Here is a 15,047-nt window from a genome sequence, read left to right as displayed (position 1 = left end):
ATGCCGATTATGGACCCGATTTTGATGATGGTCACCGCCCCCTGCGCGGGCAGGTCCCGTCGCGGCCCACGTTGCACGGCCATGTGCGCGCGCACATAATCCTTGCTGGCAGACCCACGTCCGGAGCCCTGGAATGCAAGAGAACGCGAGCCCACCGCCCATTTACCTGGAAGACCTGTCCGTCGGCGATGTCTTCGTCAGCAAGACCCATGCCCTGGATGCGGCGCAGATCATTGCCTTCGCATCCCAGTTCGACCCCCAGCCATTTCACCTGGACGCCGACGCGGCGCGCGACACGCTTTTCCAGGGCCTGGCCGCAAGCGGCTGGCACACGGCAGCGCTGACCATGAAGCTGCTGGTTGAAAGCTTTCCCGTGGCGCGCGGCGTGATCGGGGCGGGCGCCGACATCGCCTGGCCGCAGCCCACCCGCCCCGACGACGTGGTCAAGGCCACCAGCACGGTGCTTGCCATTACGCCGTCGCGCTCCAAGCCCGACCGCGCCATTGTCGTCGTGGAAACCATCACGTCGAACCAGCGCGACGAGACGCTGCAAAAGCTGACCAGCAAGGTGGTGGTCTTCCGCAGGCCATAACCCGAACGCCCTGCGGCAAGCACGGCGTTGGGCGGGTCAGCCCACCGCGCGCTCGGGCAGCTTCGCGATGACCTTGATCTCGAACTGGAAGCCGTAGAGCCAGGTCACGCCCACCGCCGTGATGTTCGGATACGGCGCCGAGCCCCAGAATTCCGGCACCACCTCCCACATGGTCTCGAACTGCGATTGCGGGTCGACCATGAAGACGGTCACGTCGACGACGTCGTCGAACGAACCGCCGGCCGCCTCCAGGATCGCGTTCAGGTTCTGGAACGCCAGCCGGACCTGCTGCCGCAGATCGGGCTCGGGCGAGCCGTCTTCACGGCTGCCGACCTGGCCCGACACAAAAAGGAAGCCATTGGACCGGACGGCCGGCGAATAGCGGTTGCGCTCGTAAAGCGCATGACGGTTAGGGGGGAAAACAACGTCGCGGGTATTCATCAGCATCTCCGTTTGTGGGCTGGATCCGGCCCGTATTGACGATAGAGAGACTGTAAAGACGCCAGCCAGGCGGATAAACGGCCCAGTTCACCCATCACTATTTGTAGAATCCAAACAATCATCCGACCTACGGGAGCAGGCAATGGACCGTTTCGACGCAATGAACGCGTTCGCGCGCGTGGTGGAGACCGGCAGCTTCACCAAGGCGGCCGAGACCCTGCGCATGAGCAAGACCACCGTGACGCAGCTGGTCCAGCAACTGGAGGCGCGGCTGCGCGTGAGGCTGCTGAACCGGACCACCCGCAAGGTCAACGTCACCGCCGACGGCGCCGCCTACTACGACCGCGTGATCCGGTTGCTGGCCGACATGGACGACGCCGAGACCAGCCTGTCCAGCGCCTCCGAGGCGCCGCGGGGCCGCCTGCGCGTGGACGTTCCCAGTCCCTTGGCCCGCATGGTGCTGGTGCCCGCCCTGCCGGCGTTCCATGCTCGCTATCCGGACATCCAGCTCGACATGGGCGTCAGCGATCGCATCGTCGACCTGATCGGCGAAAACGTGGACTGCGTGGTGCGCGGCGGGGAACTTGCCGACCAGTCGCTGATGGCGCGCCGCGTCGGCGACCTTCAGTTGGGCGTCTACGCATCGCCCGCCTACCTGGAACGCGCGGGGACGCCCAAGCACCCGCGCGAACTGGAAGACTCGCACCACCGCATCGTGGGCTTTCTATGGGCGCGCACCGGCCGCGCCCTGCCCTACGCCATGCGCCGCGGCGACGAAAACGTCAACGTGCACGGCCGCTACATCCTGGCGGTGGACGACGGCAACGCCTATCTGGCGGCCGGCCTGGCGGGCATGGGCGTGATGTGGCTGCCCGACTACATGTCCGCGCCACACGTCGCGCAAGGCGACCTGGTTCCGATCTTCCAGGACTGGCGGCTGGACCCGATGCCGATGTACGTGGCGTTTCCGCCCAACCGCCACGTCAGCGCCAAGCTGCGGGCGTTCATCGACTGGATCGTCGAGCTGATGGGCGGCTACGCGCCGGCCAGCGGGAGGTAGCTGACGCGCGTAGCTGACGCGCGTAGCAGGAGGACGCCGGCGCCGCCCTCTCTGCGTCCGCTGCGCGCTTACCTCAGCCCGGCAAGCGCATCGCCTGCGTTCAGCGCGGCAACCGTTGCGGGAAGCTGCGTTCGAAAACCCCTTCCGCGATGCGGTTCTTCAGGATCTCGATGGATCCGCCTGCAATCATCCACCCGCGGCAGCGGCGCACGCAGTATTCGACCAGCGACTCGCGGCTGTAGCCCAGCCCTCCCAATACCTGCAAGGCATCGTTCGCCACGTCGAAACCCACCTGGTTGCAGTAGGCCTTGGCGATCGCCGTCTCGGTGGCCGACGGAAAGCCCGTGTCCGCGCCGATGGCGGCCCGATACAACAGGAGCTGCGCCGCGTCCAGCTTGATCCGCATGTCCGCGAACTTCCATTGCAGCCCCTGGAATTCGCACAGCAGTCGGCCGAACTGCTTGCGCTGCATCGCCCAGTTGCGCGCCTCTTCGTAGGCATAGCGTCCCAACGCGAGCGAGCGGGCCGTGTTGCCGATGCGCTCGACATTGAAGCCCGCGATCTGCTTCTTGAAGCCGCCCTCGCCCAGCACCACCATGTCGTCCGGCACGAAGACGTTGTCGAAGAAGATCTCGACCCATTCCTCGCCCGACATGAAGGCGGACCGCTTGCCCAGCTTGACGCCTTCGTCCCGCGTGCCGATCAGCACCGATCCAATGCCGGCCGTGCCGGGCCCGAAACGCACGTACGCCAGGATGACGCTGGCGTGCGGGCCGTGCGTGGTGAAGATCTTGGTGCCGTTGATGCGCCAGCCCCCGTCGGCGCGTGTCGCGCTGGTCTTGAGTTCGGTGACGGCCGAGCCGGCGTCCGGCTCGGTCATGCCCACCGAGATCAGCCCTTCGCCGGCCAGCAGGCCTGTCAGGTACTTCTGCTTCTGCAAGGGGCTGCCGTATTCGGCCAGCACGCGGATGGCGCCGAAGTTGCCCGCCTGCACCACATCGGCGCTGCGCGGACACACGGACGCCACCGTCTCGATGGCGATGACCGCGTCCATCAGCGATCCACCGACGCCGCCGTCCTCTTGCGCGACCGTGATGCCCAGCAGCCCCTGGCCCGACATCATCCGGGCGATATCCCACGGGTAGTCGTCCGAATGGGCACGCTCGACGGCGCCGCCGCGCAATTCGCGCTCGGCAAAGCGGCGCACGGCCGTCTGGAAATCCTGTTGTTCCGGGGTCAGTGTGAAGTCCATCTTGGGGTTCCTGAAGCAAGGGTGAAATGGGAACGGTGTGTCAGGCCAGGCGCACCAAGCCGTCCACGGCGACCACGCCATCGGCGCGGACGAACAAAGGGTTGATCTCGGCTTCCTCGACGTGCGCGCCAGCGGTCAACGCCAGCCGCGAAAAGGCGACGATCGTCGCGGCCAGGGCTTCGCAATCGCCTTCGGGCAGGCCGCGAAAGCCACGCACCAGCCGGGTCTGGCGCACCTCGAGGATCATGCGCCGCGCCTCATCCAGGCCGACCGGCGCCAGCCGCAGCGCATAGTCCGGCGCCAGCTCGGCGGCGATGCCGCCCGCGCCCAGCAACACGGTGGGGCCCACCAGCGGATCGTGGCGGTAGCCCAGGATCAGTTCGATAAGCCGGTGTTCCATGGGCTGCACCAGGACGCCGTCCACCGCGGCTTGCGGCGCGTGCTGCCGGACTGCATCCAGCATCTCGCGCACGGCCGTTTCAAAGGCCTGCGCGTCGCGGATGCCGACGCGCACCGCGCCCAGTTCGGTCTTGTGCGCCAGGTCGCGCGAGCATACCTTGGCGACAACCGGATACGGCACGTCGTGATCTAGCCGCCCGGGCGCCAGCAGCCGTCCCTGCACGACCGGCACGCCCAGGCTGCGGAACAGCGCGCCTGCCTGGTATTCGCTGAGCATGCCGCTGCGCGGCAAGCCATCGGGCCACGGCGCCGGTTCGCCCGGCGCAGGCGGCAAGCTTTCCGGGGCGAAGAACACCGCCAGCGCGTCGGCGCAGGCTTCGGGCGTTCGAAAGGCTGCAATCCCGCCCTGCTGCAACAGGGCCAGGGACTCCGGCGCCTCGGGCGCCAGGAAAACCGCCAGCGGCTTGCCGGCCGGCTTGCCGGCCTCCAGCAGCGGCTGGACGGCCAGCCCCGGGTGGAATTGCGCGGACGAGCCGACCACGCTCAGGACGGCATCGCACCAATCCGCTTGCAGCAGCGCTTCCAGCAGCATCTTGTACTGCGCGCTGGTGGCCGCCAGCGTCAGGTCGATGACGGGCGTTTCGCGGATCTTCAGCCCGTGTTCGGCGATTTCGCGGACGAATTCGGGCGGCGGCGCAACGGCTGCCAGGCCGCGCAAGCCCAGATTGTCGACCACCGTGGCGGCGCCGCCGCCGGTCGTGGTGATGACGGCGACGCGCGCAACGGCTTCGTCCGGCGCCACGGCCCTGCGCGGACCGCGCGCATAGCGCGCCGCCAGCGGCGCGATCTCGAACAGCGTCTCCAGATGCTGCACGCGCATGACGCCATGGGCCTGCATGAAGGCGTCGACCGCGGCGTCGTTGCCCGCCAGGGCGCCCGTGTGGGACTGCGCCAGCGCGTCGCCCAGTTCCGACCGGCCCAGCTTGTAGGCGATGACCGGCTTGCCGGCGGCGCGGGCCCGTCCCAGCGCGCGGGCCAGCGTGGGCGCCTGCCGCAGCGTCTCCAGGAACAGCAGGATGACCTTGGTGTCCGGATCATCCACCAGCGCGTCCAGCACCTCGCCCACCGAGATGTCGCTTTCGTTGCCGACCGAGACCGACTTGGCGAACCCGAAGCCGCGTGCAGCGGCGCGCGACAGCAGCGAGCCCATCATCGAACCGCTCTGGGACACCAGGCTGATGCTGCCGGGCAGCAAGGTATCGGCTTCGAAGGCCGCGTTGACGGACAGGATGCCGCCGCTGTGCAGGTCCGCCAGGCCGATGCTGTTGGGCCCCAGCAGGCGCAGGCCCAGCTCGTGCGCCTGGCGCACCAGTTCCGCCTGCCGGGCCAGGCCGTCAGGTCCGGTCTCGCCAAACCCGTCCGAATAGACCGTCACCACGCGCGCCCCAGCCTGCGCGCACTCGGGCAGCAAGGCGGCGACGCCGTCGCCCGGGATCATGATGAAGACATGGTCCACCGGCCCGGGCAGCGCGGCCAGCGACGGATAGGCGCGCTCGCCCAGGATGTCGGCGCGGACGGCGTTGATGGAATAGATGGCGCCGGTGTAGCCGTGCTTGCGCATGAACCGCAGCGGGCGCGCGGTGTTCTTGCGCGCATCGCCCGATGCGCCGACCAGCGCGATGGCGCGAGGCGACAGCAGCGCGTCGGCAAAGGAAGAAGAAGACATGGATGAGGCAGTCGTCATGGAGGCCAGGGAAAGTGGGAATTCAGGGTTGAGGCATGTCGGCGGCCAGGCGCAGCGCGCGCACGGGCATGTCGTCCAGCCGCCATACGGCGTCGCGCAATTCGCGCATGCGCGCGCCGCCCAGCACGGGACCGGCGAGCTCGGCGAATTTGTCGTTCAAGTCCGCGTCCGACAGCGGCGATTCGGGATCGCCCTTGCGGTATGGGGCGTGATGCGCCAGCACCCCGCCGCCATGCGTCGTCGCGGTCAACCGGGCGGCGCGCATTTTGGGAAACCCCGCGGTCAGTTCGGGATCGGCTCGCAGGTCCAGGCGCTGCATCAGGGCGCGCACGCGCGGATCGCGCAGGCGGTCTTCGCCAAAGGCATCCAACCGCACCGACCCGTGCACCAGCGCGTGGGCCACTACGTAAGGCAGGCTGAACTTGGCCTCGAACGCCGTCTCGGGCTGGAAGTTGCCCGTGACGTCCAGACTGGTCTGGTAGGCGTCCACGCGCAGCGACGCGATGTCCTCGGGCTTGAGTCCCTGGTCGCGCAAGGCCAGCGCGGCGTCGATGGCGGCGAACGTGTGGCCGCAGCAGCCGTGGTTCTTCTGCGTGATGGACAGGATGTTGTAGCGCTCGCCCAGCGCGTCCACCGCCGCTGACCAGTCCGGCTCGTCGGCCAGGGCCTTGCCGAAGCCGACCTCGCCCTCCAGGATGTCCGGCACGCCGGTGATGCCGTGCGAGGCGCCCTGCCCGGCCCGCACGCCGACCTCGGCCGCGTGGCCCGCGTGCAGCGCCTTGCTCATGGCGTCCGACCGGAACGCCTGCTGCAGGCCGCTGGCCAGGGTGCCGGCGGTGGCCAGCGCGTGCAGCATGACCCGCGAGTCCCCGGGCGCGCACAAGGCCGCCGCCGCCGCTGCGCCGCCGAAGCAGCCCACCGTGCCCGTCGTATGGAAATACCGGTAGTGCGCGGGCTGCACCGCCGCGCCTATGCGGGTGGAGATCTCGTACCCCACCACGATCGCCTGCAACATGGCCAGGCCGTCCGCATCGAGCTCTTCCGCCAGCGCCAGCCCCGCCGCAATCGTCGGACAGCCCGGGTGGTAGATCGCATCGCGGAAGATGTCGTCGAACTCCACCGCGTGCGACACGCTGCCGTTGATCCATGCCGCCGTTGCGGCAAACGCCGTGGTGGCGCAGCCCGGCAGGCTGGATGCGCCCGAGCCCAGTTCGGCCCCATGCGCGCCCAGCAGTTGCTGGCACGGCGCCGTCCGCGTGCCGGGATACAGCGCCGACAGCCAGTCCAGGAAGGCGCGCTTAGCGTAATGGATGACCTCATCCGGCAATCGGCCTAGTGCGTCTTTCGCGCCGTAGGCGGCGATGGTGTCCAGCAGCATTCGTCTCTCCGTGTGTTATTGCGACGCAGCACGCACGCCGATCCGTTCTGCCGTCCACTCTAGGCGGCCCCGCCGCGCGAGGATTGAAAAAAGGGAAAACGAGCGTTCTTGATCGGAAGGGGCCGGATTTGGAGAAAGTTGCTTTGCCAATTTTTCATACCGCCGCGCCGGCGCGGTCCGTAAGCTGCATGGCAAGACGAGAAAAACAACGCATGACCAAGGAGGAAGTAATGAGCGAGACCAAGACCCCGTTGGGCTTCATCGGCCTGGGAGTGATGGGAGAACCCATGTGCGCCAATCTGGTTCGTAAGTCCGGGCATCCGGTGTACGTGACGGATATCAGCGCCGACCCCGTGGCCCGCCTGGGCGAATTGGGCGCGCATGCCTGCGCGTCGGTGGTGGAAGTGGCGCAAAGCGCCGAAATCGTGTTCCTGTCGCTGCCCAGCATCGTGCAGGTGGAACAGGTATGCACCGGCCCCGGTGGCATCGTCGAAGCCGCGGGCCGCGTCCGCATCGTGGTGGACATGAGCACCAGCGACGTCACGCGCACCCGCCAGCTTGCCGAGGTGTTGCGCGGCCACGGCATCCTGCTGATCGATGCGCCCGTGGCGCGCATGCGCGAGGCCGCCCGGCTGGGCACCCTGATGATCACCGTGGGCGCCACCCAAAAGGACTACGACACCGTCCTGCCCTACCTGTCGTGCATGGGAACGGACGTGCTGCTGTGCGGCGGCGTCGGCAACGGCCAGGTGGTCAAGATCATGAACAACATGGTGGTCTTCATGACGGTCCATGCGCTGGCCGAGGCCGTCACCATCGGCCGCAGCGCCGGCGTCGACGGCGCCCTGCTGATGGACGCGCTGAGCAAGGGGTCGGCCGACAGCTTCGTGCTGCGCAACCCGGGCCAGAAGGCCCTGGCGCCGCAGAACTTCCCCGAAAAGACCTTCCCGACCGAATACGCCATCAAGGACATCCTGCTGGCGCTGGAACTGGCGAACCAGGGAGACGTGGACGCGCGCGCCGCCAAGCTGACGCACGACCTGCTGGAGCGCACGCGCGCCGCCGGCTACGTCAAGGAGTACTACCCGGTCATGGTCAAGCTGATCGAGCGCGGCTACGCCTGAGCGCGCCCCCCGGCGCGTTGCGCCGCCCCTCTTCCATTGCGAGACCAATCATGACTCCCATGCTGCGCAGGTGGGCATTGCCCCTGCTCGCCGCCGCGATCGGCTTTAACGCCGCCGCGGCGGACTATCCCGTCAAGCCCATCACGCTGGTGATCGGCTTCACCGCCGGCGGGCCCACGGACGCCGTCGGCCGCTACTTGGCGCGCCAGCTTGAAACCGAGCTGGGCCAGACCGTCGTCGTCGAAAACCGCGCCGGCGCCAACGGCGTCGTGGCCGTGCAGGCCGTCAAGCGCGCGCCCGCCGACGGCTACACCCTGATGCTGGGCAGCAGCGGCACGCTGTCCATCGAGCCCGTCTACAAGCAGAAGGTCGATTACCAGGTGCTCAAGGATTTCCAGCCGGTCGCCCTGGTGGCCAGCTACCCGTACCTGCTGGTCGTGCCGGCCGGCTCGCCGTTCAAGAGCGTGCAAGAACTGATCGCCGGGGCCCGCAACAAGCCCGGCGCGCTGACCTTCGCGTCGGCGGGCAGCGGCGCGGTCAACCACCTGGCCGGCGAATGGTTCAAGAGCGCGACCCGGGTCGACATCACGCATGTGCCCTACAAGGGCGATTCGGCGGCCATTGCCGACCTGGTGGCCGGGCGCGTGGACATGGCGTTCCTGAGCGCGATCGCCGCCATGCCGCAAGTGCAGGCCGGCAAACTGCGCGCGCTGGGCATTGCCGCCGCCCAGCCCTCTTCCGTGGCGCCCGGCGTGCCGACGGTGGCGCAGGCGGCGAACATCCCCGGCTTCACGGCCGAGCCCTGGAACGGCGTGCTGGCCCCGGCCGGCGTACCGCCCGCGGTGACGCAGCGCCTGAACGCCGCCATCAACAAAGTGATGAGCACGGGCGAGGCGCGCGACGCGCTGCTCAAGCTGGGCCAGTACCCGATGACAGGCAGCCCCGAGGACTTCGCGCGGCACATCGGGGCGCAGACCGAACGCTGGGCGCAAGTCATGCAGACCAGCCACATTGCAAAGGCGGACTAGATGGACTATCCCGAACTGACCCTGCTCATCGGCGGCCGCGCCGTGCCCGCCGGCCATCGTCCCGGCATCGAAGTGATCGACCCCGCGACCCAGGCGGTGCTGGGCCGCCTGCCGGTGGCGTCGACCGAAGACATCGACGAAGCCCTGGACGCCGCGCGCCGCAGCTTCCCGGGCTGGCGCGACACGCCGGCGGTGGAACGCGCGGCCATCCTGCGCCGCGCCGCGTCGCTGATGCGCGAACGCACGCCGCGGCTGGCGTGGCTGATCACACGGGAACTGGGCAAGCCCCTGGCCGAATCCGAAAAGGAAGTGGCGACAGCCGCCGAGATGTTCGAATGGGGCGCCGAGGAAGCGCGCCGCACCTACGGCCGCCTGATCCCCGGTCGCGTCGGCGGCATCCGGCAGATGGCGATACCCGAGCCCATCGGTCCGGTCGCCGCATTTTCGGGCTGGAATGCGCCGGCCATCACCCCATCGCGCAAGATCGCCGGCGCCCTGGCCGCGGGCTGCTCCATCGTGATCAAGCCGTCCGAGGAAACGCCCGCCATCGCCCTGGAGATCGGCCGCGCGCTCGCCGACGCCGGCCTGCCCGCGGGCGTCATGAACATGGTGTTCGGCGACCCCGGCGCCATCTCCGCCCGCCTGATCGAATCGCCGGCCATCCGCATGGTGACGTTCACCGGGTCCACGTCCATCGGGCGCGAACTTGCCGTGATGGCCGCCCGCGGACTGAAGCGCGCCACGCTCGAACTGGGCGGCCATGCGCCCGTCCTGGTGTTCGACGACGCCGATCCCGTCAGTGCGGCCGACGCGGTGCTGGCCGCCAAGCTGCGCAATTCCGGCCAGATCTGCACGTCGCCCACCCGCATGTACGTGCAGGAAGGCGTGTACGAACGTTTTGTCGACCGCCTTGCCGAGCGCGCGCGCGGCTGGCGCGTGGGCAACGGCCTGGACGCCGGCGTGCAGATGGGCCCGATGGCCAATCCGCGGCGCCTCGCCGCGATGGAATCCATGGTCGCGGACGCGCTCCAGCATGGCGCGCAGCTGGCGGCGGGCGGCCAGCGCCTGGACCTGCCCGGCTGGTTCTGGGCGCCCACCGTGCTGCGCGACGCGGGCCAGGAATGCCTGGCCGCCAACACGGAACCCTTTGGCCCGCTGGCGCTGGTGCAACCCTTTCGCGATGCCGACGAGGCGTTGGGGCTGGCCAACCGCCTGCCCTTCGGGCTGGCCTCATACGTGTTCACACGCGATGCCGCGACGGCGCGCATCGCGTCCGAACGCATCGAAAGCGGCGTCGTCTGCATCAACCACTGCCAGGCCTCGCTGCCCGAGACGCCGTTCGGCGGCTTCAAGGACAGCGGGCTGGGCAAGGAAGGCGGCGTGGAAGGCCTGCAGGAATTCATGCAGGTCAAGTACGTGAGCCAGATGTAGACCGCCGGCGGCCCGACCGGGCCGCCTTCGTCACGCGAGCGGCGTGGCGACAGACCGCGCCGCCATCCCATCCAAAGGAGAAGACCATGCATAAGACATTCACCGCCGCGATTGCGGCTGCCGCCCTGGCCGGCGCGGCGCACGCGTCCGACGGCATATCCGACGGCGTCGTGCGCATCGGCGTGCTGACCGACATGTCCGGCGCGTATTCCGGCAACGTCGGACCGGGGTCGGTCCTGGCGACGAAGCTTGCCATCGAGGAGTTCGGCGGCAAGGTGCTGGGCAAGCCGGTGGAGATGCTGTCGGCCGACCATCTGAACAAGACCGACGTGGCCGCCAGCCGCGCCCGCGAGTGGATAGACCGCGAGAAGGTGGACGTCGTGACGGAATTGGGCAACAGCGCCGTCGCCCTGGCCGTCATGAACATCGCCCGGGAAAAAGGCCGCATGACCATGGTGACCGGCGCGGGCGCCACGCGCATCACGGGGGAAGACTGCTCGCCCAACAACGTCCAGTGGGTCTACGACACCTACGCGCTTGCCAAGGTGGGCACCCTGCCGCTGGTCGAGGCCGGCGCGAAGAAATGGTTCTTCGTGACCGCGGACTACGCCTTCGGCCATTCCCTGGAAAGCGACGGCATGCGCTTCGTGAAGGAAGGCGGCGGCGCCGTGGCCGGATCCGCACGCTACCCGTTCCCCGGCAATGACTTCGCCTCATTCCTGCTGTCGGCGCAGTCCAGCAAGGCCGACGCCGTGGCGTTCGCGAGCGCGGGCGCCGATCTGCAGAACGAGATCAAGCAGGCGCGCGAATTCGGACTGGCCGGCCGCCAGAAGCTGGTGGCGATGCTGATGAGCATCACGGACGTGCATGGCGTGGGCCTGGACGCCGGGCAAGGCATGACCTTCGCCGAAACGTTCTATTGGGACATGGACGACGAAACACGGGCGTTCGCCCAGCGCTTCTTCAAGGCGTCCGGCAAGATGCCCACGGCCCTGCAGGCCGGCCAGTACTCCGCCGTGCTGAACTATCTGCGCGCGGTCGAGAAATCCGGTTCAGACAACGTGGATACCGTGATGAAGACACTGCGCGGCATGCCGATCCACGACGCCTTTGCCCGCAACGCCCGCCTGCGCGAAGATGGCAAGCTCATCCACGACACCTATGTCGTCGAGGTCAAGGCTCCCAAAGAATCCAAGGCCCCGTGGGATTACTACAAGATCGTGCGCACTGTGCCCGGCGACCAGGCCTTCATGCCCCTGTCCGAAAGCCAATGCAAGCTGGTCAAGCCCCTGTGACAAGGACAACCGATGCAAGAAGACGACTACCTGCTTGACCGCCTGGCCGATGCCGTGAACCGGCAGGAGCGCCTGGTGTGGCGCGGCCGGCACCTGAACACGGTGTTCCTCCTGGAATGCGGCGACACCGCCTATCTGATCGCCATCGAAGCCGGCCGCATCCAGTCCGTGCGCCGCGGCCCCTTCGTCATGCCCCGCTGGCAATTTGCGCTGCGTGCCGCGGCGGCGGACTGGGCGCAGTTCTGGAGCCCCAAGCCGCCGCCCGGATTCCACGATCTGATGGCGCTGGTGAAGTTCCGCCGCCTGCGCGCGGAAGGCGACCTCTATCCCCTGATGTCCAACCTGCTGTATTTCAAGGACGTGCTGGCCTGCCCGCGCGCCGAAGGAGCGCCCCTGTGAATCCCAGCCCAGCCGTCTTCGAGCCGATCGTCGGCCGCTACCTGCAATTGCCGCTGGGCGGCCGCCAGCACCGCGTATACGTCGAGGAGGCGGGCAGCGGCACGCCTTTGCTGTGCCTGCACACGGCGGGCGCGGACTCGCGGCAATACCGCGCCGTCATGAACGATCCCGCCATCCTGGAATCGTTCCGGGTCATTGCCTTCGACCTGCCCTGGCACGGCAAATCGTCCCCGCCGGAAGGCTGGCAACAGGAAACCTACCGGCTCACATCGCACGACTACGCCCAGGCGATCGTCGCGGTGGCCGACGCGCTGGAACTGGACCGGCCGCTGGTCATGGGTTGTTCCATCGGCGGACGCATCGTGCTGCACCTGGCGCTGGAACACGCGGACCGCTTTGGCGGCGCCATCGGATTGCAGTCGGGCGCGCACGTGGATCCGTACTACGACCTGGAATGGCTGAACCGGCCGGACGTGCACGGCGGCGAAGTCTGCGCCGGCATCGTCTCGGGGCTCGTCGGGCCGGGCAGCCCGGACAAGCACCGCTGGGAAACCCTGTGGCACTACATGCAAGGCGGCCCCGGCGTCTTCAAGGGCGACCTGCACTTCTATACGGCCGATGGCGACATCCGCGACCGCGTGGCCGCCATCGACACCCGGCGCTGCCCGCTGTGGCTGCTGACCGGCGAATACGACTATTCCTGCACGCCGGAGGACACCGAGTTCCTGGCGGGACGCATTGCAGGCTCGCACTGGCAGATCATGGAAGGCATGGGCCACTTCCCCATGAGCGAAGACCCGGAGCGGTTCCTGGCCTACCTGCGGCCGGTGCTGGACCAGGCGGCGCGAGCCCGGACCTTGCCGCCGGCCCGCTAGCTGCGTTGCGACGCCCGGGCCGCAATCACTCCGGTTGCGGCTCTGGCGCCGTCAACGCCTTCAGCAGTTCATCCACGGGCCGCGCAAGCTGGCTCGTGTCGCGCACGCACACATAGAACTGGCGCTCGGCCCAGTCGTCGCGCAAGCGCAGCAGCGCAAGCCCCATTGACGACAGGTAATGGCGCGCAATGCCTTCCGGCACCACGCCGATGCCCAGGCCCTCGCGGATCATGCGGCAACGCGTCTCGAAGTTCGACACCTGCAACTTGACGTTGGGCGGCCGCGACAGCGTCTGCCCCGCGTAGGCCAGGAACTGGTCCAGCGAATGCCGCGGGAAGTATCCCAGCAGGTCGTAGTCCAGCGCCTCTTCCAGGTACAGCTCGGACCGATCCGCCAGCGCATGCCCGACCGGCACCACCAGGCCCACGCGGTCGCGCCGGAACGGAAACGACGCGACGCCCGGCACGGGATGGTCCGCGTGATAGATGCCGATATCCACCGACGCCTCGGCGACCATGCGGGGGATGTCGTAGCTGTGCCCTTCCAGCAGATCCACGCTGACGTCGCTGCGGCCCGCCAGGAACCGGCCCATCACGCCGGGCAGGAATTGCAGCACCGTCGACGGATTGGACGCCAGGCGGATCTTCGCCTGGCCGTTCAGCGAATAGCCGTTGATCGCTTGCTCGGTAAGCTGGACGCTGCGCAGGATGGCCTTGGCGCGCTGATACAGCAACGCCCCGGCGGGCGTGGGCTCGACGCCGCGGCCGTGGCGATGCAGCAGCGTGCGCCCCAGGTGCCGCTCCAGCTCGGCCACGCGCTTGCTGGCCGCGGAAGTCACCAGGTTCTCTCGTTCGGCCGCTTTGGACAGGCTCTTTTCCTCGACGGCCGCGACGAAGATTTCCAGCGCTGGGATGTCTAGTTTTTTCATGCGGGCAATATACCGTGGCGGGCGTCGTCCGGACGGCAGGAGCATCGACAGCACGCCCGCCCGCCGCCCGCTTACCCTTTCGCCAATTCTCCGGCCAGCTCAAGCGCCCGCGCCAGGAACTCCGACGCGTCGTCCTTGCGATAGCTGACGATCACCGGCGACACGAACGCGTCGGCATCGATCCGCACGTGCGCCACGTCCTGCCGTTGCAGGCGTTGCACCGACGCCGGCACCACGGTCACCCCCAGCCCCGCCGCGACCAGTCCGATGGCGGTCTGCAGTTCGTTGGCTTCCTGCACCACCTGCAGCGAATGTCCCGCGGCGCGGAACAGGCCGATCACGTGGTCCGCATAGTTCGGCCGCGGCCGCGCTGGATAGAGAACAAAGGGTTCGCGGGCCAGCCGCTGGACCGAGACGCTGCCCTGGCCGGCCAGCGGATGGTGCAGCGGCACGGCGGCCAGCAAGGGTTCGGTCATCAGCACCCGGCGCTCGATGGCCGGATCGTCCAGCAGGATGCGTCCGATACCCAGGTCGATGCGTCCCGCCTTCAGGGCTTCGATCTGCGGGGACGTATTCATTTCCGTCAGGCCGACCTCCACCTGCGCATCGGCGCTGCGCAAGAGGCGGATCAGTTCGGGCACGAACCCATACAACGTGGAGGGCACGAAGCCGATGCCGAACCAGCGGCGTTGCGTCTGGCCCAGGCGGCGGGTGCCCTCAAGCACCTCTTCCAGCCGGGCCGTCAAGAGGCGCGATTGCTCCAGCAGGAAGCGCCCCGCCTCGGTCAGGCGCAGCGCCCGGGTGGTGCGTTCGAAAAGCACGACGCCCAGCTCGTCTTCCAGTTGCCGGATCTGGCGGCTGAGCGGCGGCTGGGCGATGTGCAGGCGAGAGGCGGCCAAGGTGAAGCTGCCCGCTTCGGCCACGGCCTGGAAATAGCGCAGATGCCGGAGTTCCATGACGTATTCAGACCTAATGGGTATCAATCGGAACCCATATGGTCTTGGACGCCCACAGAAAACGCAAGCGATACTGCAAACATTGTTCGAGCCCCGACAATCAAAGTATGAATCCGGCAGACGTTGCCCACGCAACGGACATGCC

At 68.1% G+C, this 15,047-nt stretch carries 14 protein-coding genes; 8 read left to right on the top strand and 6 right to left on the bottom strand.

Annotation, left to right across the window (positions count from 1 at the left end; genetic code table 11):
• Positions 1-133: 133 nt before the first annotated feature.
• Positions 134-592, top strand: a complete 459-nt coding sequence (locus RT614_RS03400) for a MaoC family dehydratase (protein WP_313620272.1) — start codon at positions 134-136, stop codon at positions 590-592.
• A 36-nt stretch (positions 593-628) separates the two neighbouring features.
• On the opposite strand, the gene RT614_RS03395 is transcribed toward RT614_RS03400, so the two are convergent.
• Positions 629-1,033: a RidA family protein gene (locus RT614_RS03395; RefSeq protein WP_313620270.1), complete on the bottom strand. Its 405-nt coding sequence runs from the start codon at positions 1,031-1,033 to the stop codon at positions 629-631.
• Positions 1,034-1,175: 142 nt separating this feature from the next.
• Between RT614_RS03395 and RT614_RS03390 the strand changes: the two genes are divergently transcribed.
• Positions 1,176-2,093 carry a LysR substrate-binding domain-containing protein gene (locus RT614_RS03390; protein WP_313620269.1) on the top strand — a complete coding sequence of 306 codons (918 nt, stop codon included), beginning with the start codon at positions 1,176-1,178 and terminating at the stop codon, positions 2,091-2,093.
• A gap of 100 nt (positions 2,094-2,193) precedes the next feature.
• Here the strand turns inward: RT614_RS03390 and RT614_RS03385 are convergent, their stop codons facing one another.
• Genes RT614_RS03385 through RT614_RS03375 form a run of 3 tightly spaced genes read right to left on the bottom strand, consistent with a single transcriptional unit; the run spans position 2,194 to position 6,866 of the window.
• On the bottom strand, positions 2,194-3,345 hold the full coding sequence (locus tag RT614_RS03385; protein ID WP_313620268.1) for an acyl-CoA dehydrogenase family protein: 1,152 nt from the start codon (positions 3,343-3,345) through the stop codon (positions 2,194-2,196).
• Between the two features lie 40 nt (positions 3,346-3,385).
• On the bottom strand, positions 3,386-5,470 hold the full coding sequence (locus RT614_RS03380; protein WP_313620267.1) for an acetate--CoA ligase family protein: 2,085 nt from the start codon (positions 5,468-5,470) through the stop codon (positions 3,386-3,388).
• A gap of 40 nt (positions 5,471-5,510) precedes the next feature.
• Entirely contained in the window at positions 5,511-6,866 is a 1,356-nt protein-coding gene (locus tag RT614_RS03375; protein WP_313620266.1) for an MmgE/PrpD family protein, read from the bottom strand.
• A 230-nt stretch (positions 6,867-7,096) separates the two neighbouring features.
• On the opposite strand from RT614_RS03375, the gene RT614_RS03370 reads away from it, so the two are divergent.
• From RT614_RS03370 to RT614_RS03345, 6 genes are all read left to right on the top strand, one after another.
• Positions 7,097-7,990, top strand: a complete 894-nt coding sequence (locus RT614_RS03370; RefSeq protein WP_313620264.1) for an NAD(P)-dependent oxidoreductase — start codon at positions 7,097-7,099, stop codon at positions 7,988-7,990.
• A gap of 50 nt (positions 7,991-8,040) precedes the next feature.
• Positions 8,041-9,018, top strand: coding sequence for a tripartite tricarboxylate transporter substrate binding protein (locus RT614_RS03365; RefSeq protein WP_313620262.1), 978 nt, complete (start codon positions 8,041-8,043; stop codon positions 9,016-9,018).
• Positions 9,019-10,449, top strand: coding sequence for an NAD-dependent succinate-semialdehyde dehydrogenase (locus RT614_RS03360; RefSeq protein ID WP_313620260.1), 1,431 nt, complete (start codon positions 9,019-9,021; stop codon positions 10,447-10,449). It begins immediately after the preceding gene.
• A gap of 86 nt (positions 10,450-10,535) precedes the next feature.
• Positions 10,536-11,744 (top strand): ABC transporter substrate-binding protein, encoded by a 1,209-nt coding sequence (locus RT614_RS03355; RefSeq protein ID WP_313620259.1) that lies wholly within the window; start codon positions 10,536-10,538, stop codon positions 11,742-11,744.
• 12 nt (positions 11,745-11,756) lie between these two features.
• Positions 11,757-12,143 carry a hypothetical protein gene (locus RT614_RS03350; protein WP_313620258.1) on the top strand — a complete coding sequence of 129 codons (387 nt, stop codon included), beginning with the start codon at positions 11,757-11,759 and terminating at the stop codon, positions 12,141-12,143.
• Positions 12,140-13,018, top strand: a complete 879-nt coding sequence (locus tag RT614_RS03345) for an alpha/beta hydrolase (protein WP_313620256.1) — start codon at positions 12,140-12,142, stop codon at positions 13,016-13,018. Before RT614_RS03350 ends, RT614_RS03345 begins: the two co-directional genes overlap by 4 nt.
• 25 nt (positions 13,019-13,043) lie before the next feature.
• Here RT614_RS03345 and RT614_RS03340 read toward each other — a convergent pair whose 3' ends face one another.
• Both RT614_RS03340 and RT614_RS03335 read right to left on the bottom strand, forming a co-directional pair.
• Positions 13,044-13,946, bottom strand: coding sequence for a LysR family transcriptional regulator (locus tag RT614_RS03340; RefSeq protein ID WP_313620255.1), 903 nt, complete (start codon positions 13,944-13,946; stop codon positions 13,044-13,046).
• Between the two features lie 71 nt (positions 13,947-14,017).
• Positions 14,018-14,902, bottom strand: a complete 885-nt coding sequence (locus RT614_RS03335) for a LysR family transcriptional regulator (protein ID WP_313620253.1) — start codon at positions 14,900-14,902, stop codon at positions 14,018-14,020.
• Positions 14,903-15,047: the final 145 nt, after the last annotated feature.

This window comes from Achromobacter sp., from assembly GCF_032102605.1.
Taxonomy (GTDB): domain Bacteria; phylum Pseudomonadota; class Gammaproteobacteria; order Burkholderiales; family Burkholderiaceae_B; genus Achromobacter.
Note: the sequence above shows the minus strand (reverse complement) of the source record. Positions and strands in the feature narration are given on the sequence as shown.

Coding starts and splice junctions, on each gene's coding strand:
- RT614_RS03400 (WP_313620272.1), top strand. CDS start 134: ATGCAAGAGAACGCGAGCCCACCGCCCATTTACCTGGAAGACCTGTCC.
- RT614_RS03395 (WP_313620270.1), bottom strand. CDS start 1,033: ATGAATACCCGCGACGTTGTTTTCCCCCCTAACCGTCATGCGCTTTAC.
- RT614_RS03390 (WP_313620269.1), top strand. CDS start 1,176: ATGGACCGTTTCGACGCAATGAACGCGTTCGCGCGCGTGGTGGAGACC.
- RT614_RS03385 (WP_313620268.1), bottom strand. CDS start 3,345: ATGGACTTCACACTGACCCCGGAACAACAGGATTTCCAGACGGCCGTG.
- RT614_RS03380 (WP_313620267.1), bottom strand. CDS start 5,470: ATGTCTTCTTCTTCCTTTGCCGACGCGCTGCTGTCGCCTCGCGCCATC.
- RT614_RS03375 (WP_313620266.1), bottom strand. CDS start 6,866: ATGCTGCTGGACACCATCGCCGCCTACGGCGCGAAAGACGCACTAGGC.
- RT614_RS03370 (WP_313620264.1), top strand. CDS start 7,097: ATGAGCGAGACCAAGACCCCGTTGGGCTTCATCGGCCTGGGAGTGATG.
- RT614_RS03365 (WP_313620262.1), top strand. CDS start 8,041: ATGACTCCCATGCTGCGCAGGTGGGCATTGCCCCTGCTCGCCGCCGCG.
- RT614_RS03360 (WP_313620260.1), top strand. CDS start 9,019: ATGGACTATCCCGAACTGACCCTGCTCATCGGCGGCCGCGCCGTGCCC.
- RT614_RS03355 (WP_313620259.1), top strand. CDS start 10,536: ATGCATAAGACATTCACCGCCGCGATTGCGGCTGCCGCCCTGGCCGGC.
- RT614_RS03350 (WP_313620258.1), top strand. CDS start 11,757: ATGCAAGAAGACGACTACCTGCTTGACCGCCTGGCCGATGCCGTGAAC.
- RT614_RS03340 (WP_313620255.1), bottom strand. CDS start 13,946: ATGAAAAAACTAGACATCCCAGCGCTGGAAATCTTCGTCGCGGCCGTC.
- RT614_RS03335 (WP_313620253.1), bottom strand. CDS start 14,902: ATGGAACTCCGGCATCTGCGCTATTTCCAGGCCGTGGCCGAAGCGGGC.